Genomic DNA, 21607 nt, shown 5'->3' with positions numbered 1-21607 from the left:
AAGCTGCATAAATGAAAGATGGATTCATCTCATTAATTTAGAATAAACTAACTTAATGATTTAATGCTCATAAACTTTCTATGGGTTAATTGTTGCGTCCGGCCGGGGCCAAAACTTCGAACCTTCTTAGAGGAATCATCATGACTTTGGACCAAATAAAACCAGGAAGCCATTGCAGAATTAAAAAACTGTCCATAGGGGACAAGCTCGGACAACGCCTTATGGACATGGGAGTGTATTCGGGCATCAGGGTCAAGGTGCTGCGCAACGCCCCCCTGGAAGACCCCATGGAGCTGGAATTGGACGGATACTGCATGAGCCTTCGCCATGACGAAGCGCGATTTGTGGAAGTGGAGGTTTTATGAAGCCGGGCAATATCCTTGTGGCGCTGGCCGGCCAGCCCAATTGCGGCAAATCCACGGTTTTCAACGCCGTCACAGGCGCCAGCCAGCATGTGGCCAATTATCCCGGCGTAACCGTGGACAAGAAAACCGGCTGGTTTAAACACAACGGATCCCGATTCGAGGTGGTGGACCTGCCGGGAACATACAGCCTCACGTCCTATTCTCCGGAAGAACGCGTGGCCAGGGATTTCATTCTTCACGAAAAGCCTGCCGTGGTGGTCAACGTGACGGACGCCTCCAACCTCAAGCGCAGCCTGTATTTGTCCTTTCAGTTGATGGAGATGGAAATCCCCATGATTCTGGAGTTGAACATGATGGACGTGGCTGAAAAGCGCGGCGTGGAAATCGACGTTAAGAACCTGGAGCAGCGTCTCGGCGTCAAAGCCGTTCCCACATCCATGAAAAAGGGCAAAGGCAAGACCGAGCTGCTTTTGGCCATAGAGAGCGCCGCAGCCCAAAGCAATAAGCGCCAGTCCGTGCGCATAGACTACGGCGCGCTTGAACCCTATATCAAGGATATTGAGGAGCAGCTTTTTCAGGACGCCGCCATCGGCGCCCAATACCCGATCCGCTGGTTCGCCCTGAAGTTGCTGGAAGGGGACGAAGCGATATCCGGCCTTGTCCAGGGGCGGCATGTCAGGGCTGGGGCGTTTCTTTCTTACGTCGAAACCCTGAGAAGTAGATTCGAAGAAAGACACGGCGCCGCTCCCGAAGTGCATATCGCGCAAAGGCGGTATCAAACTGCGGAGGATATCGCCAGAACCAGCATCATAAACCTGGATCCTGACAAACGCACCTTAACGGACAAAGTGGACGGCGTTGTTTGCCATCGCTTTGCAGGGCCGGTGATTCTGGTGGGGGTTATCTGGCTTTTATACTACCTCGCCATCGTCCAGGGCTACAACCTTACCAACTACACTTGGCCCTTGCTGGCAAAGCTGCGGAGTCTGGTGGAATCCCTGACCCCCGTCCCCGGTTTTATTGAAATTCCTCTGTTAAGGGCTTTTTCCCTTTGGTTCGTAGACAGCATAAACGCCTTGCTAAACTACATTCCCATATTTTTCATCCTGTTTGCGCTTATCGCCGTTTTGGAGGACTCGGGATACATGCCGCGCATGGCCTTTATCATGGACCGCCTGTTCGGGCGATTCGGCCTTCACGGCCAGTCCACCCTGCCCATGGTTCTGGGCGGAATTTACGTGGGCGGCTGCGCCGTGCCCGGAGTCATGTCCTGCAAGGGCATTCCCGACGAACGCTCCCGGCTGGCCACCATCCTTATCATTCCCTTGTTGAACTGTCTGGCCAAGGTGCCTTTGTACGTGCTTTTGATCAATATCTATTTTGCAGCGCACAAAGCCTGGGCCATGTTTTTTATTTCAACCATCAGTCTTTTAATGGTCCTGCCCGTATCCAAATTGCTTACCCTGACGGTTCTCAAGGATAAGGAAACCGCCCCCTTTGTCATGGAAATGCCTCCGTACCACCTTCCCGCCTTGCGCGGGGTTTTGGGCAGGGCGGTAGAGCGGGTCTGGTTGTTCATCCGGAAAATTACAACCATTGTCGCCGCTGTTGCGGTTGTGATTTTTGCCCTGCTTCAATTCCCCGGCCTCAATTCGGAACGCATGGACTTCTACGAAAAAGGCAAGGAGGAAGCCATAGCCCGGTTTTACCAAAAAATCGAAAACTATCCGGAGCATCACGCTGTCTTGCAGGGCGGCGCCCTCATGGACATGGTCAATTATTGGGAAGAATACAAAGCGGCCAAGATGATGACCCAGGGAGAGGACGCCATGAGGACTCTCCAGGCAAACTTCCAAAGCCGGAACCCTGTGTTTTTTTCCATCGCTCAACCCCAGAACAAAGAAGATAAAAAAGTAAACCGGGAATTCAAAAAATTGGTGAAGGCCAGAAATAAGCTGCTGCGTGAAATGAAAAAGGAACGCATCAACAATAGCTTTCTTGGAAAACTGGGCAAAACCCTTACGCCGGTGACCCGGTACGCCGGGTTTGATTGGAAGGTCAATGTGGCCCTTTTAAGCGCCCTGGCCGCCAAGGAAAGCAGCGTCGCCACCCTGGGCGCCTTGTATCAGCCTGACGAATCCGGCCAGGAAAACCAGACCCTGGAGCAGCGTATGGAAAACGACTCCGAAGGCTTCACCCCGCTTCACGCCCTGGCGCTCATGCTGTTCATGGTCCTGTATCCCCCCTGCCTGGCCACAACCATCGCCGTCAAGGTCCAGACCGGCTCATTCAAGTGGATGTTGTTTTCCATGGTCTACCCCATGTGCCTGGGATTGTCCGCGGCGGTTCTTGTTTTTTCGGGCGGAACGGCCCTTGGGCTTACCGGAATGCAGGCAATGTGGGCTTTTTACGGACTGGCCCTGGCGGCCGCCATCGCCATGGGCTTGGTCAAAAATAAAACGGAATATGTTTGAGAAAAGGAGAAAGAAACTATGAAGACATTAAAAACAATCATGCTGACAATCGCTGGCGCGGGACTCCTCTTGGGAGGCGTCGCTTTCGCCCACACTCCTCTGTGCTCCTGCTACGACAATGGAGATGGAACCATCACGTGCGAAGGCGGCTTTTCCGACGGATCGTCGGCGTCCGGCGTGGAAATCCGAATTGTGGACAAGGACGGCAAGGTCCTGAACCAGGGCAAAATGGACGAAGACAGCGAGTACAGCTTTGACAAGCCCGCTGCGGATTACAAAGTGGAATTCGATGCAGGCCCGGGCCACCTTGTGGAAGTGAATGGATCGGAAATCACGGAATAGCGGCATACACCCAAATCAAAACACACTTTGGAGGAGGAGTAAAAACAATGAAAAAATCTTTGGCCCTTTTGACGACCTTTTTTTGCATCACCATAGCCGCCCCCGCGTTCGCGCATTTTCAAATGATCTACACCCCGGAATCCGCCTTGGATAAAGGCAAGGAAATCCCCCTGAAGCTGGTCTTCACCCATCCCTTTGAAGCCGGCCACACCATGGATATGGGAATTCCGGAGGAGTTTTACGTGGTCCGCAAGGAGAAGAAAAAGGACCTTAAGGATACGCTCAAGCCCATCACCTGGAAAAGCCTGACCAACAGCGGCAAGGCCTTTGAATCCTCCTATAAGCTGCGGGGCATGGGCGACAACGTATTCGTGCTGGTTCCGGCGCCCTATTACGAAGCCGAGGAGGACATTTACATCCAGCAGATTACCAAGATGGTCGTGAACACCGGCGGCTTTCCCACGGATTGGGACGCTGAGCTGGGCCTGCCCGCTGAAATAGTCGCCCTGGACAAACCCTACGCCCTGTGGACCGGCAACGTGTTCCGCGGCGTGGTCATGGGCGGCGGAAAGCCCGTTCCTTACGCGGAAATCGAAGTGGAATACCTGAACCACAATCCCAACCTGGACAAAAACGCCTTTGACGCCGCCGCGGCCGCGGAAGCCCCCCAGGATTCTTTTGTGACCATGGGCATCAAGGCAAACGCCGACGGCGAGTTCTCCTTTGGCCTGCCCAAGTCCGGCTGGTGGGGATTCTGCGCTTTGGGCGCGGGCGCCCAGGATAAGCATGACGGCAAGGAACTCTCCCAGGACGCCGTCATTTGGGTGCAGGTCAGAGACATGAAATAAGACCTGCTCCCGGGAACTCGACTAACCGGGGACAGCCGAAAAACAGAAACAGCCATTACATCGCAAAAAGTTCCGTAAAACAGGGGCGGCCCTTGCCGGGGCCGCCCCTGGAAGTTCCTTTTAAGCGGCAGGAAAAAGTAGTATGGACGCAATCATAGTAGGAATCTTAGTGCTGGTTTCCTGCCGGTATCTTGTCAGACGATTCAGCGCCGCCCTTCAGAACAAAGAGCCAGGGTGCGGCTGCGGCGGCTGCGGCTCATGTCCGGCAAACCTTTCCGCCCGCGGCGAGTGTGAAAATTGTAGCGCGCCATGTATGGAAGATGCTTCACAAAAAGCAAAATATTTATAGAGACGGAACAGACTACGGCCTTGACATAACGGAAGGGGCATGGCAATTCTCGGCAAACCTATATGATTCCCGACAGGGAGGTTTGCGGAAAACAATATGCCTCGTTTTTTCAAGTTCTGCAGTAAAACAGCCGCAGGATTAGTCCTTGCATGCCTGTTCTTGCTTCCGTCCCTGGTCAGCGCCCATCCCCATGTGTTTGTTGAAAACAAGATAGAGATTGTCTTTGATGAGGCCGGACTGGCCGGTTTTCGGTCCACCTGGGTGTTTGACGAAATGTTCACCATTGTCATCCTGGAAGATATGCTGGAAATTTCGGATTACGCCATGAAGCCGGAACACATCCCCATGATCAAGGAACAGGCTTTCGACCATCTGAAGGAGCATCATTATTTCACCGAAATTTCCGTAAATAAAGAGCCTTTTAAGGCGCAGTTCGTAAAGGACTTCAACGCCCGCCTGGACGGCGAAAAATTGGTGTACGATTTTTTCATCCCCTGCCATGTTAAGGCCATTACGAGCTGGAAGACAGTCACCATCGCCCAATACGATCCCACCTTTTACTCCGCCCTCACCTTTGCGGAGAAACCCATTTCCGTGACGAACGGGGAGCGATTCCTGATTGAGCATAAAACGGAAGTCAATCAGGACAAGTCCTATTATTTCGGCATGCTTCACCCCTGGGAAACGGAAATCCGTTTCAGGTTGAAAGAATGAATATTCTAAAGTGTAATATACTATTAATATTATTAATACTATTAATATTATTAATTTTTATTGGATTGCCGTTTGCGGGGCAAACGGCGGCCCAGGCCCAAAACCCGTTTTTTAAACCCAGGTCAGATCAGACCGTCCAAAAAGGAACGCCCGCTTCCCAGGAAAAACAGACGCCTGAAACAACATCAAAGCCATCGAAGTCGTGGTTCAACTATCCCTTTATAGACAAAATTATAGTCATCCAAGCCCGGTTAAACCAGAAAATCTCCTGCCTGGTCAGGGAGGCCAGAGACCAAAGGTCGGCCGCGCCCTTGCTGCCTTTATTGGCTATTACCTTTTTGTACGGGATTCTGCACGCAGCCGGGCCCGGACACGGAAAAGCCGTGGCAGGCTCCTACATTCTCACCCAAAGGCAGGGCGTGGAAAGGGTGATCGCCCTGGGCGTTTTGATAGCCTTTTTTCACGGGATGTCGGGAATCCTGATCGTGTTTGCCGCGCGATTTGTCCTGGAAACCGGCGTCTCCCAATCCATGGAGCGAACCAGCCATGTGGTTCAACTGGTCAGCTATGGCGCCCTGGCAGTCCTGGGCGCCGTCCTTTTTATCAGCGGTTTGCTTAAGATCAGGAAAGGACGGGACGCCGGGGAGAAAGACTCCGGGCAGACGGAGCAGGGTGCTTATCCCATCCAATCCCTTTCCTGGAAAAGGATATTTTCCGTTGCTTTTTTCATGGGAATGGTCCCGTGCCCGGGAGTGGTTTTCGTCATGCTGTTTTGTTTTTCCATGGGCATGCTGTGGCTGGGCGTGGTTCTTTCAATCACCCAGATTCTGGGCATGGCCATTACCATTGCCTGCGTGGTGCTTATTGGGCACTTCGGGAAAAAAAGCCTGGCCGCGACCGCGGGACGCTTCGCCTCTGCGGAAATAATATTTGTTGCTGTGGAGCTTCTCGGGGCCTTGATGCTGACCTCGCTGGGAACGCTGCTGTTCCTGGCGGCTCTGCATTCCTGACATGGCCGGTTCTCTTATTGCTTATTGGAAAAACAAATGGCGGCTATAGGTGAGGTGTGGACCGGGAAGCGTGATCCGGCCTTGCCGTTTCGCCGACCTTGACACCGCTCCGTGATCCCTATACGATAGAATATAGAAATGCTGTTAGAATAAACTCATATGTGAGGCGCTCATGGCAACGGAAAAAAAGCCCAAAAAGGCCCCCGCCAAGGACGAAAGACCCTTGACCTCCGTGATGGAGGATTATCTGGAGACCATTTACCACCTGAATCAGGAAAAGGAAGTGGTGCGCGTCCGGGATATCGCCAAGGCTGTGGGCGTGAAAATGCCCACCGTGACAAGCATGCTGAAAACCCTGGGTAAAAAAGGATACGTGCATTACGAAAAATACGAGTATGTGCGTCTGACCTCGGACGGCGTGAAGGTGGGCAAGGAAATGCGCCGCAGGCACGAAATTTTGTACCAGTTCCTCACGGACATCCTGCGTATAGACCAAGCCGTAGCGGACGACGAAGCCTGCAAGATGGAGCACGGATTAAGCCCGGAAACCCTGGAATCGTTCACCGATTTTTTGGAGTTCATTCACGTATGCCCCAGAGCCGGTGAAGGCTGGCTGGACCATTTTGAAGAGTTCAGAAAACGCGGGAACACTCCCAACGTTTGCACGGAGACGGACAAAATGTGCGCCTTTCCCTGCAAAATGAATTCAAATCCCATCCCGGACGCCTGATTTAAACAGCGCATTTTTTGGGGCCTGTTTTTATCCTGCTTTTATTTGTTCGCCCGCGACGGTATTCCCGCCAAGGCCTTGGCGAACTGGATCTTTTCGTTTAATTTGCCTTCCCGGAATATCATGATGCGTTGGGCCTGGGGAGAACCCGCGCCGTGCATAGACTCCACCATGGCGGTCCCGCCCGTCATGGCTTCGATCAACCGGCCTATCTTCACCCGATCCTCCACCGGCAGCCCGTCCACGCAGGAGAAGTATTTTTTGATCAAATGCCCCACTTCCTCGTTGCGAAAATCGTACTCGCTGGGCAGGGTGGCGATGAACCCGCCGGCAAGATCCACGGCCAGGCGCGCCACCTCAAAATGAAAGCGGGTGACGTTGTGCTTGCACACGTTGGCCAGCATAGTGTCCACCATAAAGGCCCCGGAAGGGGTGGGGCTCCCCTCTGCGGAACAGGCGATGGAGGAGCTGTAAAGAGTTTCACTTAAGTGAATCATCTCCGTGACTTTGTCCCGCACATGCGAGCCCTTGGCCGAGCCCTGGATTTGGGCGAGGTAGGTCACCGCTCCTGTGAGAACGTCCATGAGCCCGGTCTTGCAGGCCCCGTAATTCGCCCGGTGATGGGCTGCAAAGCGATACACGAGGCTGCTTGTGAATTCGGTCTGGCCGTCCATGAAGACGTTTTCCCACGGCACGAAAACATCGTCAAAAACTATCACCGCCTCGCCGCCCACAATGCCGAAAGAAGGCTTGCCCGCGTCAATGGTTTCCTCAAGATCCCGGCGGCTGTCGTTGGCTTGGCGGCCGAAAATCATGGTCACCCCCGGGGCGTCCACGGGCAAGGCGCAGGCCACGGCGTAATCCTTGGAAGATTCGTCCATGGCCGTCGTGGGCATGACTAAAATTTCGTGGGAATTGACCGCGCCGGTCATATGCAGCTTGGCCCCCCGAATCACTATCCCGTCATTGGTGCGCTTGACCACATGGAGGTATTGATCCGGGTCCGGCTGCTCGGCAGGGCCTTTGGACCGATCGCCTTTAGGATCCGTCATGGCGCCGACCACCATCAGGTTCTCGTCCTGAATCCGGACCAGCCATTTTTTAAAACGCTCGAAATACCCCATGTCGTGTTTTTGATCGATTTCATAAGCCACGGAATACATGGCGTTGATGCCGTCAAAGCCCACGCAGCGCTGAAAGCATGTCCCCGTCTTTTGGCCCAAAACCCTGAGCAGCTTGACCTTCTTGATCAGGTCGTCCACGTTCTGATGCACATGGGTGAACCGGCTGATGGTTCGGCCCGTTAAGTGGGACGTCGCCGCGGCCAAATGACCGTACTCCTCCATGTTGGCTAATGCGTAGGTCATGGCCGCAGCCCGCACATGAGGCGCGGTCGCCGGACTGGCGGTCACGTCTTCGATTCTTTCCCCTTTATAATAAATCACGGGGGACAGTTTTTTCAGGCTTTCCATATAATCGGAGGCGGATTTGATCTTCATGGCTTTTCCTCGCTTTGGGTCCCGCGGTTGTTTTTGCGATTTGCCGCCCCCGATTTTTCGTCATCGCAGGGGCGATTGGGTTGTTTGCAAAAATGCAAGCATCAAATACTTGCATAAAGGTAAGTAATACTATACAATCAAAATGGAGCATGTCAAATCCTTTTAGCCCCCCCCGTAGTGTGCGGGTAATCAGCAAGCCGGGGCGGCTGAATATCAGCCGGCTCATCGCATGGACGGCAAGAGCAATCGGCGCCGTGTTCCCGGTTTTTGAAGCCCGCCGCAAAACGCTTGGCTTCAAACAACTCCGTTTGACAGGATGAAAAAAATAACGCTATGTTAGGCGGCCTGACCCAAGGCCAGTAAGATCTTCCGGCCGGCGCTTATAAGGACCGATGTGAATCAGGAGGGCTGCTTGCCAGGCCGGAAATGTGAACGGATTACGCTTGGAGACGGCGCGGAAAATAATTTCATCAGGACGCAAGATCAGGCAAACAGCAAAGGCATACACGTATATGGGAAATCGCAAAGCCGCTTCGACCGCCGGGCAAAAGGCCCCTACGCCTTATCAAAGGACGCAATCCACGCCAAAGGGGAAAATCAAACTGGCCATGGCTTTGGAGGAACTGCTGGCGGAGAAGGATTTCAACTCCATCACCACCGCTGAAATCTCCCGCGTGTCCGGCGTGAATGAATCTCTCATCTATCGTTATTTCAGCGATAAACGGGGGCTGCTCCACTACGTCCTTGCCGAGCATCAAAAAAAATCCCTGCAGCAGTTTTACACCGACCTGGTCGCCGTGTCCGGCGCTCTGCAAAAGCTGCGCAAACTCATATGGCGCACCCTGGATAATTGGAACAAAGACCGGATTCACGCCAAAATCCTGCTTATAGAAGTGCGCAACTTCCCCGGATACTACGACAGCGAAACCTACCTGATCGTCAAGGAATACTGCGGCCTGATCCTCTCCATTGTGCAGGAAGGCATTAGAAACGGGGAAATAATGAACGATGTGTCTCCCTGGTTTCTCATGCAGGCCATCCTGGGAACCGTGGAGCACGTAGTCCTGCCAAGCCTGCTCTTCGACAGAAGCATCGACGCGGATGCGTTCACGGACAACATCTGCCGCACCGTCTTCGGCCCCGTCGCCGCCAAAATCTGAAAAATTAAAAAGCAAAAAAAACATGCCTCCGGCGGTAAACTCTTTTTCTATATGCCGCAAAGCGGCTAAAAAGTTTGATCAAAACTTTAAAATGGCGCTGCGTGCAAAACCGGGACGGTTTTAAAAGAGGGCCATTTCCGGACGTATGCGTCGCTATATGCTTGGGGATTTGGGTGGCCCAGGAAAGTAGTGTTTGCCTGGGTTGCTTTAGCAACAAAAGGTGCGGCCCGCAAAGACTGAAGGAATCAGGAAAGGCCGGCGGGCGGACGGGGTTTCTTGACTTCTGTCTGCCCGCTCCAAAACTGTTTCAGGCCCTCCGACCGCTTCAAACCCCAATTGCCATGCCTGTTGCATCACCTCTCCAATCCATTGTTCCCGCCAATTGAAAAACTGCCATTATGGTGCTATTATGCCCATGATCAAATGTCGCTAATTATTCAAATCGCCCCTGATAACTGTTGTGGAGGATTCCATGGATTGTCCTGTTTGTAAAAATGCCGGTTTAACCCGGGAAAAACTGGAACAAGATCTCGTCGCCTACTCGTGCGCCCAATGCGGAGGCCGCATGATCGTGGCAAACGACTACTCCCATTGGCTGGAAAAGCATGGCGAAACCCTCCCGGAAAAGCCGTTTTCAGACATTTCCCTGGAAATCCACGACGTGGAAAAGGCCAAATTCTGCCCGGAATGCTCGCGTCTTATGGTCAAATACAAGGTGGGGCACGGCCTGGATTTTAAAATCGACCGTTGCGGCGGCTGTGGAGGCGTCTGGCTGGACGCCAATGAATGGGAAGCCATGAAAGACCGCAACCTCCACGACGAAATAAACTCGGTCTTCACCGCTCCCTGGCAGGCGGGAGTGCGTCAGGAGCAAAATTCCCAAACGCTCGACGCCCTGTACGCCGAAAAATTCGGCGATCAGGATTACAGCAAAATCAAGGAAATCAGATCCTGGCTGGACGGCCATCCCAAGCGCCAGGCCATTCTTCACTTTTTAAGCGACGACAGCCCTTACAAAGCCTGAAAACATAAAAGAGGAAAAAGCAGGAAAGGCATGCCTCCGGCGGCAAAGAAAACTGCTGAACTGCGTGCCTCCGGCGGCAAAGAAAACTGCTGAACTGCATGCCTCCGGCGGCAAACTTTTGAAAAAGTTTGATCAAAACTTTTCAAATGCGCTTCGCGCGAGGGCTGAGAAGGTTAAAAAAGGCAAATCCCCAAGAAGGAAATGCAGCGACAGGCCCCCGCGCCTGTCCTTGAACGCCCAATGCGCGTTTCAATATACTACAAGCCATGTGGACGCATTGCCTCAATCAGCCACTTGAGCTGGATATGATTTGTAGTTTCAGGGCTTGCCCTGCGTTTTAGGCTTTCAATGCCCTAATGATCCATCTGAATATGATACGCACTTGGCTCCACCATGGCCGCTCGGCGATACGGGCCTCAAGGTTGATGAATACGCCTGCAGTGACTGGCTCCCGTGCCTGTCAAAGTAGTTATCCGTCATTCCCGAGTGTTTTTATCGGGAATCCAGTGTCTTACACTAGCAGCGAACTGCGCTGTCCGGGGCGCCCAAAACAAGAGCCTTGGATTCTTTTCGGCAGCAGCAATGAAGTATAACGGATGGCGGCCATTGAAAGGTTCGGAAGGGTTATCATTATGCAACCCATCCAAGGGGGCGCGGGAATTCTTTTCATATTTCCCTGCGCGAAGCGCTATCTCAAGTTTTTTGCGGAGCTTTTTTTCAAAAAAGCGACTCGCCGAAGGCATGCTTTTAGGTTTTTGCCTTTGACGAAAAAAAGCCCGGTTGAAGAGGGTTTTCAACCGGGCTGGTTTGGGCGATTCGTTTTTGACGGAGTTATGATGATGAGCCTTTATCAACGATAGGCTGGGCCTCAGGCGAATCGGAGGCTGGCAAGAAAGGCGGGCGTGGTCCGGAATCTGAAGTGGGTCACGGACTTGGAAACCGGCTTGCCTGTGTCCTTTTCTTTAAGGGTTCCGTAACACGTTGTGTGGCTAACATGGAGGTTCCAAGGCCTGATGTGGATTTTTTCTCCCACAAAGTGATAGGTTTTTCCGCCGAAAACGAATTCAAAGGTGTACCGAATTTTGGCCTCCGTAAAATAGGCCAGCTCCAGGGTTCCGGAGCAGGGAACCCTGGTGCACATCCCCCCCACGGTCACCGTCCCTTCCAAAGGTTGAGTCATGAACGCCCCGCCCAGGGGATTGATCCATTTGATCAAATGCCTGGGGCCCCAGGTCACCCGGAATTCAAAGGGGAGCCTGCCTTCCGGCCCCATGCCGGGCATGAATTCGTGGTCTCCGCTCATGACTTCGTCCATGACGAATCCCAGGCGGCGTTCCTTGACCATTGTGTACAAATCTTTGATGCGTCCCATATGTATAATCTCCCGATGTCGCTTTAACGCCAAGATGCGATAGTTTGTTGATTTCAAGGCGGATTTTGGGGGATGATGCTTATCTCAGGCATCCTGCCTGGTTAGTCTCAGCACACAAACAGAGATAGGTTCATGTCCCCAAAATCTCCAATATTGTCTCCCTGAATCGCGATGGCATTTTTTAAAAAAAAGGCTTTAAATCCCCTGCTCCCGGCGAAGGACGTCCGCGTCTTTGCCCAGGAAGAGCAGAGAGGCGGCGCTCACCATATTGGAAACAGGCGGCAGCAGCCGGGTGATATATCCCAGGTCATTGAACATGCTGACCATTTCCACGGGCTTCTCCTTTTTCACGGCCTTGAAGATGATCTTGGCCACCTTTTCTGGCTTCATGGAATAAAAAGGCAGGAGTTTCATGGACAGCTTGGTTCCAAAGGTTTCGCCGTCGATTTCCTTGTAAAATCCGGTGTTCACCATAAATGGGTAGACCGTGGTGACCTTGATGCCGAATTTCTTGGCCTCCACCCGCAGGAGTTCGGAAAATCCGCCCAGGGCCAGCTTGATGGTCGCGTAAGGCCCCCAGGTGGGCAGCCGGAAAAAAGCCTGGCCCGAGGACACGTTGACGATGTGGCCGCCGCCCTGCTTGATCATTTGAGGCATGAACGCATAGACATGGTAAAGAGGCCCGTAGAAATTCACGTCCATGAGGGCTTTCCACTTGGCCAGGGGCGTCTCGATGATTTCCCCGTTATGGCCGATCCCCGCGTTATTGATAAGGATGTCGATGCCCGGATGGGCGATGACCTGTTCGGCCATTTTGTTCACTTCTTCGGACTTGGATACGTCCACCACATAGGTGTAGATGCGCGCTCCGTCCTGGCGCAGCTTGTCCGCGGTTTCTTCCAGGGCCTGTGCGTCCATATCCGTAAGGATGAGCGTGCTTCCCGCCTTGGCGAAGTATCCCGCCATGGAGCGGCCGATGCCGTTGGCCGCGCCTGTGATCAAAACTCTTTTTCCCTGCAAACTTGGCATGTTGCGTCCTTTCCCAGTCAGGCCCGGCGCTTCAGGCTTTCTCACGTAATTCCATGAAAATCCGGTTGCCTTCTTCTATCAATTGGTGGGTTAAGTTTCCGGCCTCTTGGGAATCCCCCCCCTTCACGGCCTGATATATGTCTTCGTATACTCCGGGATCGCCTGCAACATGCGCAAACATGGCCGAAAAGGCCTGGGCCATGGGCAGGTAAACCTCCCGGATGGAGTTGAGCATCAATAAAAAAGCCACGTTTTCGCTGGCCTTGGCCAGGGTGTAATGGAATTCGAAATCCAGGCTTTGAAAATCCCCTTCCCCGTCCTGGACGCAGATTTTCATTTGCCCCACGATTCCCGCCAACTCTTCCGCCTCCGGCTCCTTAATCCGCAACGCTGCAAGCCGGGCGATTTCCGTGCATACCAGGGATCGGACTTCGCACAAGCTGCGTATGGCCAGGTAATTCAGCGGCTTGCCAGGCTCCACCATATGCCGGATAAGGTCGAATCCGCCGTGATATTTAAAGTCCAGGACCACGGATCCCTCGCCGTGGCGGATTTCAATGAGCCTGGCCTGCTCCAGGCGTTTGAGGGCTTCCCGCACGGAGCTTCGGTTGATCTGCATGAGATCGCACAGTTCACGCTCCGAGGGGAGTTTGTCTCCCGGACGATATTGTTCGTTCAGGATAAAGTCTCTGATCTGGTTGAAAACCTGGTTGGACAGGCTTTGTTTTTCCACGGGTTTTATTTGCATAGGGATCCTCGCAGTTGGCGGTAGCCTCATCATCTGATCTGATGGTCCGACCAGTAGTCCAGTTAAAAAATTTTGTCAACCGATTTTTTCCATGCGTAGAGAAAAATTTCCCTCAACCCATCTCTCCGGTCAGGGCGGCTTTGATCACAGCCCCCAGGGCTTTTAAACGAAACGGTTTGATGATGGCCCCTGAAAATCCGTAGTCCTGGAACTGGGCCACGGCCGGCTCGTCAAAATATCCCGAGGAGATGAGGGCCGTCACGTTGGGGTCCAGGGCTTCCAGGCGCTTGATGGTTTCTTCGGCGCCGGGGCCGTCGGGCACGGTGAGGTCCAGGATGACCGCAGCGAAGGGCCTGCCTTGTTCCTGGGCTTCTTTATACACGGCCACGGCTTCGTCTCCGTTCATGGACACGGCGGATTCGTACCCCAGGAATTTAAGCATCTGGACGGCGATTTCGCACACGGCTTCGTCGTCGTCCATGATGAGGATGCGTTGCTTTTCTTCGATTTCGGGTTTTGGGGCGGGGGCTTCGCTGCGTACGGCCGGGAGGAAGAAGGCGACTTCGCCGTTAGGGCCGGACCTATGGGTCAGGCCGCAAAGGGCGTCCGTTTCCGCCGTTAAATTTTCCGGGCAGTCCATATTAAAGCCGCTGTTGGTGATGGATACCTTAACATAGGCGCCGGGCGCCAGGCCGGCGGCTTCGGCTTCGGCGTTGGAAATGGCGGCGTTTCCAAGTCTGGCGTAAATCCTGCCGCCAACGGGCGCATGTTCTCCGGCTGCTTGAAAGACTTGGGAAAAAACCTTTTGGAGCCGTTCTTCCGGCACGCTGCATTCCCACAGGCTCTCCTGCACGTCCAGAATGCACTGGACTTCCTCTTGCTGCTGACCCGTGCGGGAGGCTTCCTGGAGCAACGCAGCCAGTCCGGCCGCTTTTTTGATCCGCCGGTTTTCACAAGAGGGTGCAAAACCGGCGCTTTCTTGCACTGGCATGGTAATCATGAGCCTGGCCTTCCGTTTGATAAATTGAAAACGTGGGGGGAAGGCCTGCCGGGAGGAAAAATCGTAAAACAACGACAATCCGCTCAATAGCCGGCGTTTGGTTCCCCCGCCAAACAGGACGACAAATTCGACGACTGTCATATTTGCAAAACCCATGCCCAAGGTCTTGTTATATAGTATATTGATTTTATAGGATTTTTATTCTTTTTTTATTATAATGAGCGGGTTAGCAATAAGAAAAAACACAGGTAGGGAGGTCTTTTTCTCAACAGCGCCGTCAAGCTGCCGCACCGTTCCGTATGGTTAAAAAAAACGAACTTTGGTTCCGGCTTCCATGTCCACGTTAATCCCTCTGACGTCGATGGCGCCTAAAGGGGTGCTGGTGGAAATGGACTCGATGGAAATGGTGGTCCTGGGCAATTCGAACTCCGTCCCTTTTAGGTTTTGAATGACGGAGTCCATGTCCAGGGCGCCCAATTCGAAATTGCGCCGTATCTGGCTGGCGTCCGCGCTTTCAAAGGTTTGGGGGACGCCGATGTCCGAGGCCTGACCGGTGATCAATTCCAAATCGGAATCAGCAAGTTCCACCATTTGGGCCATGGCCGGCACGCACCCTAATACGACGAGAATAATTGTGATCAATACTGCTTTCTTCTTCATGAGGTCCCCTTTCAGCAGGTATTTCCTGCAGGCAACCCGGCTGTCCGCGGACGCGGACCCGTGGCTTTCCGTCCCCGCTTTGCAACAGGTTTGGCTGAGAACAAAAAGCAACATGACGACGCTGTTCAAAAAAAGAACCGCCCTGTGGTGATTTCTTATTGTCAAAGAACGTTTTGCGTTGATCTAGGAAATCTTTCGGCTTTTTTTCAGAGAACTTTAGGTAAATTTTGGGTGGGAGGGCGGCGAAGGCGTCCTGCGATGCAGGAAAAATCCTGTGCGCCAGGACGAAGGGCTTGCTGAAATTGGGAGGGTTCAGGCCAAAGTTCATTGACAAGCGTTCGGTCATTCTTTAAACAATAGCCTGACAAACGCCTGCCCTGCGCCTAAACGCGCCTGTTCATTTTCGGAGGAAAATTGATGATTCGTAGTGTGATATCCGGTATCGGGAGTTATGTGCCTCCCACAGTCGTCACCAATGACGACCTGGCCCAGTTCATGGACACCAGCGATGAGTGGATCCAGACGCGAAGCGGGATCAAGGAAAGACGATATGCCGAGGACGGGGTGTTTTGCTCGGACCTGGCTGTGGAGGCGTGCAGGAGAGCGGTGGATGACGCCGGCATCGGGATGCAGGACGTGGATTATCTGATTTTCGCCACCCTGTCGCCGGATTATCACTTTCCCGGGACGGGGTGTTATTTGCAGGCCAAGCTGGGTTTGGAAGGGCAGGGCGTTCTGGATGTAAGGAATCAGTGCACGGGCTTTTTGTATTCCCTGTCCATTGCAGACGCCTTTGTGCGGACCGGCCAGTATAAGAATGTTCTGGTGGTGGGCTCGGAAGTCCATTCCAGCGCTTTGGATTTTTCCACCCGGGGCAGGGACGTGACCGTGCTGTTCGGGGACGGCGCCGGGGCGGCCGTGGTCTCCCCCTGCGAAGATCCCAACCGGGGCCTGTTGTACTCCGAGCTGCATGCGGACGGCAAGCACGCCAGGGCCTTGTACCTGGATATCTGGGACATGTCCCGGAAGCCTTATATGACGCACGATTCCATTGATAACACCGACATCTTTCCCAAAATGGACGGCCGTACCGTGTTCAAGCACGCGGTGACCAGGCTGGTGGAAACCGTGGAGAACACGCTGAAAACCCAGAATGTCAACCCGGACGACATCAAGTATTTCATCCCCCATCAGGCCAACATGCGGATCAACCAGATCGTGGCCGACAAATTGGGGATCGACCGGGAGAAGTTCCTCCACAATATGCAGAATTACGGCAACACCACGGCGGCGTCCATCCCCTTGCTGTTGGATGAAACCTATAGGGCCGGAAAGCTGGAGCGCGGCGACTTGATCATGATGCTCGGGTTCGGAGCCGGCTTTACCTGGGGCGCCAACCTCATGCGGTGGTAGCCGTTTAACTATTGAAATTGCAAAAGGCCGGCGGTGTTGCGTCGGCCTTTTTTCACAAACAGATTCCTATATCGATTATCTTGTTGAAATTACAGTGTTAAAGGTTGGCATCGATGTATGCCATGGGCCCCAAAAACCAAGAACAGGCCAGGAGCCTGTTCGTGGGTGGAAAACGAAGCCCCTGAAATCCGGTGCGGGGGAAGGGGGGGGAAAATATCCAGGGGCTTCCCGAAGAATATGAATGGACCGTGTTGGGGTAGGCTTCCCGCGATCCACTAGTATTATCGGCTGACCGGATTCCAATCTTTAGGGATTTTCGGCGTATTGCGGCGGGGCCTTTTTCGGCCCTGAAATCAGGACGCACCAAGGCAGTCGCATCTCCGAAAAGGAATGCACCGGATTTTAAACAGGGCTGTCAGGCCCTGGATGATGATGTTGGAAGGGCTCCGCGCCTTCCGATTGAACCGGCTCCCCCGGAAGGCAAGGAGCTTCTTTCGTTACGCGGAAGAGACTTCTTCTGCAGCAGGCCCCTTAGCGCCCTGCACCACAGTGAACTCCACCTTCTGGCCTTCGGCCAGGGAGCGGAATCCCGTGCCGACGATGGCGCTGTAATGCACAAACACATCCCCGCCTTCTTCACGTTCAATAAAACCAAAACCTTTTTTGTCATTGAACCACTTGACCGTTCCCATTTCACGCTCAGACATAATAAACTTCCTCTTGGCTATGTTACATCCAACAGGGGCTAATCAGCGCCCGGGATTCATCCCGGCGCGCAGAAATAACCCATCCCCATAATATCCGGCCTTTTGACGGCCCGAAATATTCAATCGGCCAGGCAGGCGCTATGCATGGCCCAAAGGCGCGGACAAGCCTGACGGATAGATTTCATAATGTTGTTTCCCACAGGGAATGGTGTATTGGGTAAGCGTTCTTTATATTCCAAAAGCCCGGTTGATAGACCGGAAGCTATACTGAGTCAGACAGGGAGGCAATGCACAGGACACGGCCCGGGGGATCCTCGGCTCATGGACCAAGAATACACAAGTATGATAGTAACTTATCATTACATTTTTGTTTTTTCAAGATTTTTTTGTTACAATCGATGAAACCACAACAGGTAGTGGAATAGAGAGTCGAAAGGCGGGACTATTGGTAAGTATTTTACAGGCTAAGGATCATAATAGCCCCTTTTCAGGGGATGAGCCCCAGCTTCAGGGTGATGTGAGTCTTGTCGCGCCAGGGCCAATATAGGGCCACCACGGTTCCGTTAGCCCCTTTGCGGGCGAACAGAGTCTGGCTGTGCCGGACCCCCCCCAGAGCTTTGGTCAATCCCTGCTGCTCCTTGGAAGGCGTGCAGTTTTCGCCCTTTGCCGCAGGCCCCAGGCTTTCGGAAAGGACCTGGCTCCATTTATCCAGATCTTTCCGGAAAAAGACCAGCTCCGCATAGTCCTCTCCCATTTCCCGCGTCTTGGCCACGGCCAGGGAATGGCACTTCTTCAGAATGTCTCCCGGCGTCATGAAAAAATCTCCTTGGCGGCTGTTCGCTTGTGAGGGAAGAAAAGTGCAGGCTTTATGCCATGTCAGGATTTTAGAAAGGGCAAATGCAAATGCCGGGCATGCGCCTTGACAGAAACGGGTTTTTCATGCAAGATGGCCTCACCATCCTGGGCCTTAGGGGAATCCCGTATTATTTTAATCAAGTGGGGGTGATTTCATGAAGAGAATGCTCATTTTTCTTGTCGTGCTGTTATACTTGGCGGGCAGTTGCTGCGCCTTCGCCGACGACATTCAAATCCTTAGCGAGGACAAGCTGCCTTCGGAGCTCAACGGATGGCTTGTGAAAACCATTTGCGCCGAAGGCCATGTGTTTTTGGTGACCTTTATTCTGGGGGGCAGTTCGGGCGCCGGGGTGCACGCCATACAGGTCTATGAGGAGCGGGACGGCAAGACCGTGCCCATGCGCTGCCGGGGCGGCAAGCGGCGTTAGGATTCTGCCGGATTGTCATTTAATTGACTATCGGGCTCCCGGTTTCCAATGAGCTCGCTTCCCGGAAATCTCCAAGCATTCTGCGCAACCAATAAGGGCGGAGAGATCGTCTCCCCGCCCTTTTTATATTTCGGTCGCTGGCAAACAACTTGTCTTTTTGAGCCGCTATTCCTTGAAAATCTTGATGGCCTGATCGATGTCCTCGGGGCTGAACACAAACAAGGCGTTGCCCGTGCCCGGAACGGCTGATCCGTAAACGTAATTGATGTTGATTCCCTGTTCCCCCAGGGTGTTGGCGAACTCGGCCAGGCTTCCGGGCTTGTTTTTCATTTCCAGGGCGATGACCGGAATGAAGTCAAACAGGTATTCCTCCCTGGAAAGCAGATCCACGGCCTTGTCCGTGTCGCTGACAACCAGGCGAATCAGGGCGTACTCCACCGAATCCTTTTGCATGGAGTTGTAGTTGGACGCCGAAGCGATGCGGCGGATGGATTTGCCCCTGGCCTTGAAAAGCTCCTTCACGTAGTCCGAGGCGTCCTGTATGGTTAGGGCGTCCACATTGATGCCGTTGTCAGACAACAGGTTGGATAAACGCCCCAGCTCTCCGGGCTTGTTTGTTAAAAACAGCCTGATTTCAGTCCTGACCATAAAACCCTCCAAAAAAATGACGTGTTTATTGTTCGGGCGGAACAAGCAGCACCGGTTTGATGCTTTTACGCAGCACCCCCCTGGTGGTGGCCCCGAACAGAGGTTCGTCAATGACTCTCCTGACCGGATGGGCCATGACAATCATGTCGCAGTCTTGTTTTTTGCACGTATCGATAATGCCGTCCACCACTCTGCCTTCCGTGATGACAATGGCGTCCGACGTGACTTTGGAATCATCGGGGCAGGCCTGCCCCACTTCCGTGCAGAAATTTTCCAGGGCTTCCTGCATGATTTCGTGCTCACGCTTTTTGCCGATCAAAGCGTCCCTGGCCTCTTCCTTGGCCTTGTCTTTCATAGCGTCCAGGCGGCGTTTGCCTATCCATTTGCCCAGGGCCTCTTCGTTCAAGGACGCCGTGCCTTCCATCACATGCATGACCACGATGGCGGCGCCGAAGCGCTCCGCCATGGTCAAGGCGTATTGGTAGGCATGGGCTGCATTGGCCGTAAGGTCGGTTACAAATAGTATTTTGTTTATCTCATGCATTGCTAGTCAGCTCCCCCTATCCGCCCCCAAGGTTGGGCGAATACTCTAATGAATGTTTGTGCACCCCTCTTACCTGACTATATCTGGAGAAAAAAATATACAGGGCGGCGGGCTCCATTGCAACCTTTTTGATTAAAACCCAAGGCGGAGCCTTATTATGACGCGCTGAAACGGTCGGACGAAAACAGGATTCCCGGGCCGCACGCCCAAAAAAGGAACAAAAAATGCACACCATCAAATTTGCCAGGACAAGGCGGGGTGTGATATGGATTTACCTGAGAGAGATAATTATTAAGATTTACCAACCACCATTCATGGGAGCGGCACATGGCTAAAGCCAAACTCAAGGAACACAGGATCAATAGAGACTGGTGCAAAGGCTGCGGCATCTGCGTAGAGCTTTGCCCCAAAAAGGTCCTGGAGATGGATGCAGAGGAAAAGTCCGCAGCCGTCAGGCCGGAGGACTGCATCGCCTGTAAACTGTGCGAGATGCGCTGCCCGGATCTTGCCATTGAAATCATCACGGAGCAGGATGAAAAATGAGCAGACAGGTAAAATTCGTACAAGGAAATGAAGCGTGCATGGAAGGCGCCCTATACGCCGGAGTGCAGTTTTACGCAGGGTATCCCATCACGCCGTCCAGTGAAATCACGGAAGGCATGGCCATGCGCCTGCCCGCGGCCGGGGGCAAGTTCATCCAGATGGAGGACGAAATCTCCTCCATATGCGCCATAGTAGGCGCCTCCCTCACGGGCCATAAGGTCATGACCGCCACCAGCGGGCCGGGCTTCTCCCTCATGCAGGAGGGGCTGGGATACGCCATCATGGCGGAGATCCCCTGCGTGATCGTCAATGTCATGCGCGGGGGGCCGTCCACGGGCCTGCCCACCCACGGCAGCCAGGGAGACGTCATGCAGGCGCGCTGGGGCGTGCACGGGGACCACTCCATCGTGGCCCTGACCGCATCCAGCCACCAGGATGTGTTTGAAATGACGGTGGAAGCCTTCAACATCGCCGAAACCTACCGGACCCCGGTGATTCTCCTGCTGGACGAAACCGTGGGCCACATGCGGGAAAAGCTGGAAATCCCCGAGCCCGGAGAGCTTCCCCTGGTGGAAAGGCTGCGCACTAATGTGCGGGAAGGGGTGAACTATCACCCCTACCTGCCCAGGGAGGACGGCCGCCTTCCCATGTCCGATTTCGGCGGGGTGCACCGGTTTAACGTCACCGGCCTGTATCACGACATGTGGGGATTCCCCACTTCCGATCCCAAAATGGTCCATGACCTGATCCGGCACTTGATCGACAAAATAGAAAACCGGGTGAACGTCCTGGCCCGTTACAAGGAGTATTACCTGGACGACGCGGAAAGGGTTATGGTGAGCTACGGCTGTTCGGCCAGGTCCGCCCTCCACGTGGTCAAGGACCGGAGGCAGCGGGGCGAAAGGCTGGGGCTTTTGGAGCTTCAAACCCTGTGGCCCTTTCCGGCGGACGTGGTGAAGCATTGCTGCGCCGGGAAGAAATCCGTGATCGTGGTGGAGATGAACACCGGCCAGATCGTTCACGAAGTGAAAAAGGCCGTGGACAGCCCGGACAACGTGTTTTTGGCCAACCGGGTGGACGGCGAATACATCACGCCTCCGGACATTTTAAAAATACTCCGTCTTATCCAGGGAAAGGGGGTGTAA

The 21607-nt window shown here is 53.6% G+C and carries 23 protein-coding genes and 1 riboswitch; of the genes, 13 read left to right on the top strand and 10 right to left on the bottom strand.

Going from position 1 to position 21607, the window contains the following annotated elements:
• Positions 1-140: 140 nt before the first annotated feature.
• The 7 genes from BUE18_RS18875 to BUE18_RS18845 all read left to right on the top strand — a co-directional run bounded on the left by BUE18_RS18875 (position 141) and on the right by BUE18_RS18845 (position 6832).
• Entirely contained in the window at positions 141-365 is a 225-nt protein-coding gene (locus BUE18_RS18875) for a FeoA family protein (protein WP_073477740.1), read from the top strand.
• Positions 362-2839 carry a ferrous iron transport protein B gene (gene feoB, locus BUE18_RS18870; protein ID WP_073477739.1) on the top strand — a complete coding sequence of 826 codons (2478 nt, stop codon included), beginning with the start codon at positions 362-364 and terminating at the stop codon, positions 2837-2839. Before BUE18_RS18875 ends, feoB begins: the two co-directional genes overlap by 4 nt.
• Positions 2840-2857: 18 nt before the next feature.
• A complete protein-coding gene (locus BUE18_RS18865) occupies positions 2858-3181 on the top strand; it encodes a hypothetical protein (protein WP_073477738.1) in 324 nt (107 codons plus the stop codon).
• Between the two features lie 47 nt (positions 3182-3228).
• Entirely contained in the window at positions 3229-4029 is an 801-nt protein-coding gene (locus BUE18_RS18860; protein ID WP_073477737.1) for a DUF4198 domain-containing protein, read from the top strand.
• Positions 4030-4474: 445 nt separating this feature from the next.
• Positions 4475-5092 (top strand): DUF1007 family protein, encoded by a 618-nt coding sequence (locus BUE18_RS18855; protein ID WP_073477736.1) that lies wholly within the window; start codon positions 4475-4477, stop codon positions 5090-5092.
• Between the two features lie 311 nt (positions 5093-5403).
• Complete coding sequence (locus tag BUE18_RS18850) at positions 5404-6102, top strand: nickel/cobalt transporter (protein ID WP_170868407.1); 699 nt, start codon at positions 5404-5406, stop codon at positions 6100-6102.
• A 172-nt stretch (positions 6103-6274) separates the two neighbouring features.
• Positions 6275-6832, top strand: a complete 558-nt coding sequence (locus BUE18_RS18845) for a metal-dependent transcriptional regulator (protein ID WP_073477734.1) — start codon at positions 6275-6277, stop codon at positions 6830-6832.
• A gap of 41 nt (positions 6833-6873) precedes the next feature.
• On the opposite strand, the gene BUE18_RS18840 is transcribed toward BUE18_RS18845, so the two are convergent.
• The gene (locus BUE18_RS18840) at positions 6874-8331 is read right to left on the bottom strand and encodes a 4-hydroxyphenylacetate 3-hydroxylase family protein (RefSeq protein ID WP_073477733.1); all 1458 of its coding nucleotides are present in this window, start codon (positions 8329-8331) and stop codon (positions 6874-6876) included.
• 512 nt (positions 8332-8843) lie between these two features.
• On the opposite strand from BUE18_RS18840, the gene BUE18_RS18835 reads away from it, so the two are divergent.
• Both BUE18_RS18835 and BUE18_RS18830 read left to right on the top strand, forming a co-directional pair.
• Positions 8844-9491 carry a TetR/AcrR family transcriptional regulator gene (locus BUE18_RS18835; RefSeq protein ID WP_073477732.1) on the top strand — a complete coding sequence of 216 codons (648 nt, stop codon included), beginning with the start codon at positions 8844-8846 and terminating at the stop codon, positions 9489-9491.
• Between the two features lie 472 nt (positions 9492-9963).
• Positions 9964-10515 (top strand): zf-TFIIB domain-containing protein, encoded by a 552-nt coding sequence (locus BUE18_RS18830; protein WP_073477731.1) that lies wholly within the window; start codon positions 9964-9966, stop codon positions 10513-10515.
• Between the two features lie 868 nt (positions 10516-11383).
• On the opposite strand, the gene BUE18_RS18820 is transcribed toward BUE18_RS18830, so the two are convergent.
• The 5 genes from BUE18_RS18820 to BUE18_RS18800 form a co-directional block, all read right to left on the bottom strand.
• Entirely contained in the window at positions 11384-11887 is a 504-nt protein-coding gene (locus tag BUE18_RS18820) for a hypothetical protein (RefSeq protein WP_028315276.1), read from the bottom strand.
• Between the two features lie 195 nt (positions 11888-12082).
• The gene (locus BUE18_RS18815) at positions 12083-12916 is read right to left on the bottom strand and encodes an SDR family NAD(P)-dependent oxidoreductase (RefSeq protein WP_073477729.1); all 834 of its coding nucleotides are present in this window, start codon (positions 12914-12916) and stop codon (positions 12083-12085) included.
• Positions 12917-12947: 31 nt separating this feature from the next.
• Complete coding sequence (locus BUE18_RS18810) at positions 12948-13664, bottom strand: FadR/GntR family transcriptional regulator (protein WP_073477728.1); 717 nt, start codon at positions 13662-13664, stop codon at positions 12948-12950.
• 112 nt (positions 13665-13776) lie between these two features.
• Positions 13777-14664 (bottom strand): response regulator, encoded by an 888-nt coding sequence (locus tag BUE18_RS18805; RefSeq protein ID WP_170868406.1) that lies wholly within the window; start codon positions 14662-14664, stop codon positions 13777-13779.
• Between the two features lie 303 nt (positions 14665-14967).
• A complete protein-coding gene (locus tag BUE18_RS18800; protein WP_073477726.1) occupies positions 14968-15324 on the bottom strand; it encodes a hypothetical protein in 357 nt (118 codons plus the stop codon).
• A 27-nt stretch (positions 15325-15351) separates the two neighbouring features.
• Positions 15352-15429, bottom strand: a riboswitch (cyclic di-GMP riboswitch).
• Positions 15430-15741: 312 nt separating this feature from the next.
• Here BUE18_RS18800 and BUE18_RS18795 point away from each other — a divergent pair.
• Positions 15742-16737 carry a beta-ketoacyl-ACP synthase III gene (locus BUE18_RS18795; protein WP_073477725.1) on the top strand — a complete coding sequence of 332 codons (996 nt, stop codon included), beginning with the start codon at positions 15742-15744 and terminating at the stop codon, positions 16735-16737.
• 497 nt (positions 16738-17234) lie between these two features.
• Here the strand turns inward: BUE18_RS18795 and BUE18_RS18790 are convergent, their stop codons facing one another.
• Together BUE18_RS18790 and BUE18_RS18785 are read right to left on the bottom strand one after the other, a co-directional pair.
• Positions 17235-17444: a cold shock domain-containing protein gene (locus BUE18_RS18790; RefSeq protein ID WP_073477724.1), complete on the bottom strand. Its 210-nt coding sequence runs from the start codon at positions 17442-17444 to the stop codon at positions 17235-17237.
• Between the two features lie 487 nt (positions 17445-17931).
• The gene (locus BUE18_RS18785; protein WP_073477723.1) at positions 17932-18258 is read right to left on the bottom strand and encodes a hypothetical protein; all 327 of its coding nucleotides are present in this window, start codon (positions 18256-18258) and stop codon (positions 17932-17934) included.
• 196 nt (positions 18259-18454) lie between these two features.
• On the opposite strand from BUE18_RS18785, the gene BUE18_RS18780 reads away from it, so the two are divergent.
• A complete protein-coding gene (locus tag BUE18_RS18780; protein ID WP_073477722.1) occupies positions 18455-18727 on the top strand; it encodes a hypothetical protein in 273 nt (90 codons plus the stop codon).
• 165 nt (positions 18728-18892) lie between these two features.
• Here the strand turns inward: BUE18_RS18780 and BUE18_RS18775 are convergent, their stop codons facing one another.
• Positions 18893-19375, bottom strand: coding sequence for an ACT domain-containing protein (locus BUE18_RS18775; RefSeq protein ID WP_073477721.1), 483 nt, complete (start codon positions 19373-19375; stop codon positions 18893-18895).
• Between the two features lie 25 nt (positions 19376-19400).
• Positions 19401-19919, bottom strand: coding sequence for a universal stress protein (locus tag BUE18_RS18770; RefSeq protein WP_073477720.1), 519 nt, complete (start codon positions 19917-19919; stop codon positions 19401-19403).
• A 327-nt stretch (positions 19920-20246) separates the two neighbouring features.
• On the opposite strand from BUE18_RS18770, the gene BUE18_RS18765 reads away from it, so the two are divergent.
• Positions 20247-20462, top strand: coding sequence for a 4Fe-4S dicluster domain-containing protein (locus BUE18_RS18765; protein ID WP_073477719.1), 216 nt, complete (start codon positions 20247-20249; stop codon positions 20460-20462).
• Entirely contained in the window at positions 20459-21607 is a 1149-nt protein-coding gene (locus BUE18_RS18760; protein ID WP_073477718.1) for a 2-oxoacid:acceptor oxidoreductase subunit alpha, read from the top strand. Before BUE18_RS18765 ends, BUE18_RS18760 begins: the two co-directional genes overlap by 4 nt.

Origin of the sequence: Desulfatibacillum alkenivorans DSM 16219, from assembly GCF_900142135.1 — a bacterium.
Taxonomy (GTDB): Bacteria; Desulfobacterota; Desulfobacteria; order Desulfobacterales; family Desulfatibacillaceae; genus Desulfatibacillum; species Desulfatibacillum alkenivorans.
This window is presented reverse-complemented; position numbering and strand designations above follow the sequence as displayed.

Coding starts and splice junctions, on each gene's coding strand:
- BUE18_RS18875 (WP_073477740.1), top strand. CDS start 141: ATGACTTTGGACCAAATAAAACCAGGAAGCCATTGCAGAATTAAAAAA.
- feoB (WP_073477739.1), top strand. CDS start 362: ATGAAGCCGGGCAATATCCTTGTGGCGCTGGCCGGCCAGCCCAATTGC.
- BUE18_RS18865 (WP_073477738.1), top strand. CDS start 2,858: ATGAAGACATTAAAAACAATCATGCTGACAATCGCTGGCGCGGGACTC.
- BUE18_RS18860 (WP_073477737.1), top strand. CDS start 3,229: ATGAAAAAATCTTTGGCCCTTTTGACGACCTTTTTTTGCATCACCATA.
- BUE18_RS18855 (WP_073477736.1), top strand. CDS start 4,475: ATGCCTCGTTTTTTCAAGTTCTGCAGTAAAACAGCCGCAGGATTAGTC.
- BUE18_RS18845 (WP_073477734.1), top strand. CDS start 6,275: ATGGCAACGGAAAAAAAGCCCAAAAAGGCCCCCGCCAAGGACGAAAGA.
- BUE18_RS18840 (WP_073477733.1), bottom strand. CDS start 8,331: ATGAAGATCAAATCCGCCTCCGATTATATGGAAAGCCTGAAAAAACTG.
- BUE18_RS18835 (WP_073477732.1), top strand. CDS start 8,844: ATGGGAAATCGCAAAGCCGCTTCGACCGCCGGGCAAAAGGCCCCTACG.
- BUE18_RS18830 (WP_073477731.1), top strand. CDS start 9,964: ATGGATTGTCCTGTTTGTAAAAATGCCGGTTTAACCCGGGAAAAACTG.
- BUE18_RS18820 (WP_028315276.1), bottom strand. CDS start 11,887: ATGGGACGCATCAAAGATTTGTACACAATGGTCAAGGAACGCCGCCTG.
- BUE18_RS18815 (WP_073477729.1), bottom strand. CDS start 12,916: ATGCCAAGTTTGCAGGGAAAAAGAGTTTTGATCACAGGCGCGGCCAAC.
- BUE18_RS18810 (WP_073477728.1), bottom strand. CDS start 13,664: ATGCAAATAAAACCCGTGGAAAAACAAAGCCTGTCCAACCAGGTTTTC.
- BUE18_RS18805 (WP_170868406.1), bottom strand. CDS start 14,664: ATGATTACCATGCCAGTGCAAGAAAGCGCCGGTTTTGCACCCTCTTGT.
- BUE18_RS18800 (WP_073477726.1), bottom strand. CDS start 15,324: ATGAAGAAGAAAGCAGTATTGATCACAATTATTCTCGTCGTATTAGGG.
- BUE18_RS18795 (WP_073477725.1), top strand. CDS start 15,742: ATGATTCGTAGTGTGATATCCGGTATCGGGAGTTATGTGCCTCCCACA.
- BUE18_RS18790 (WP_073477724.1), bottom strand. CDS start 17,444: ATGTCTGAGCGTGAAATGGGAACGGTCAAGTGGTTCAATGACAAAAAA.
- BUE18_RS18785 (WP_073477723.1), bottom strand. CDS start 18,258: ATGACGCCGGGAGACATTCTGAAGAAGTGCCATTCCCTGGCCGTGGCC.
- BUE18_RS18780 (WP_073477722.1), top strand. CDS start 18,455: ATGAAGAGAATGCTCATTTTTCTTGTCGTGCTGTTATACTTGGCGGGC.
- BUE18_RS18775 (WP_073477721.1), bottom strand. CDS start 19,375: ATGGTCAGGACTGAAATCAGGCTGTTTTTAACAAACAAGCCCGGAGAG.
- BUE18_RS18770 (WP_073477720.1), bottom strand. CDS start 19,919: ATGCATGAGATAAACAAAATACTATTTGTAACCGACCTTACGGCCAAT.
- BUE18_RS18765 (WP_073477719.1), top strand. CDS start 20,247: ATGGCTAAAGCCAAACTCAAGGAACACAGGATCAATAGAGACTGGTGC.
- BUE18_RS18760 (WP_073477718.1), top strand. CDS start 20,459: ATGAGCAGACAGGTAAAATTCGTACAAGGAAATGAAGCGTGCATGGAA.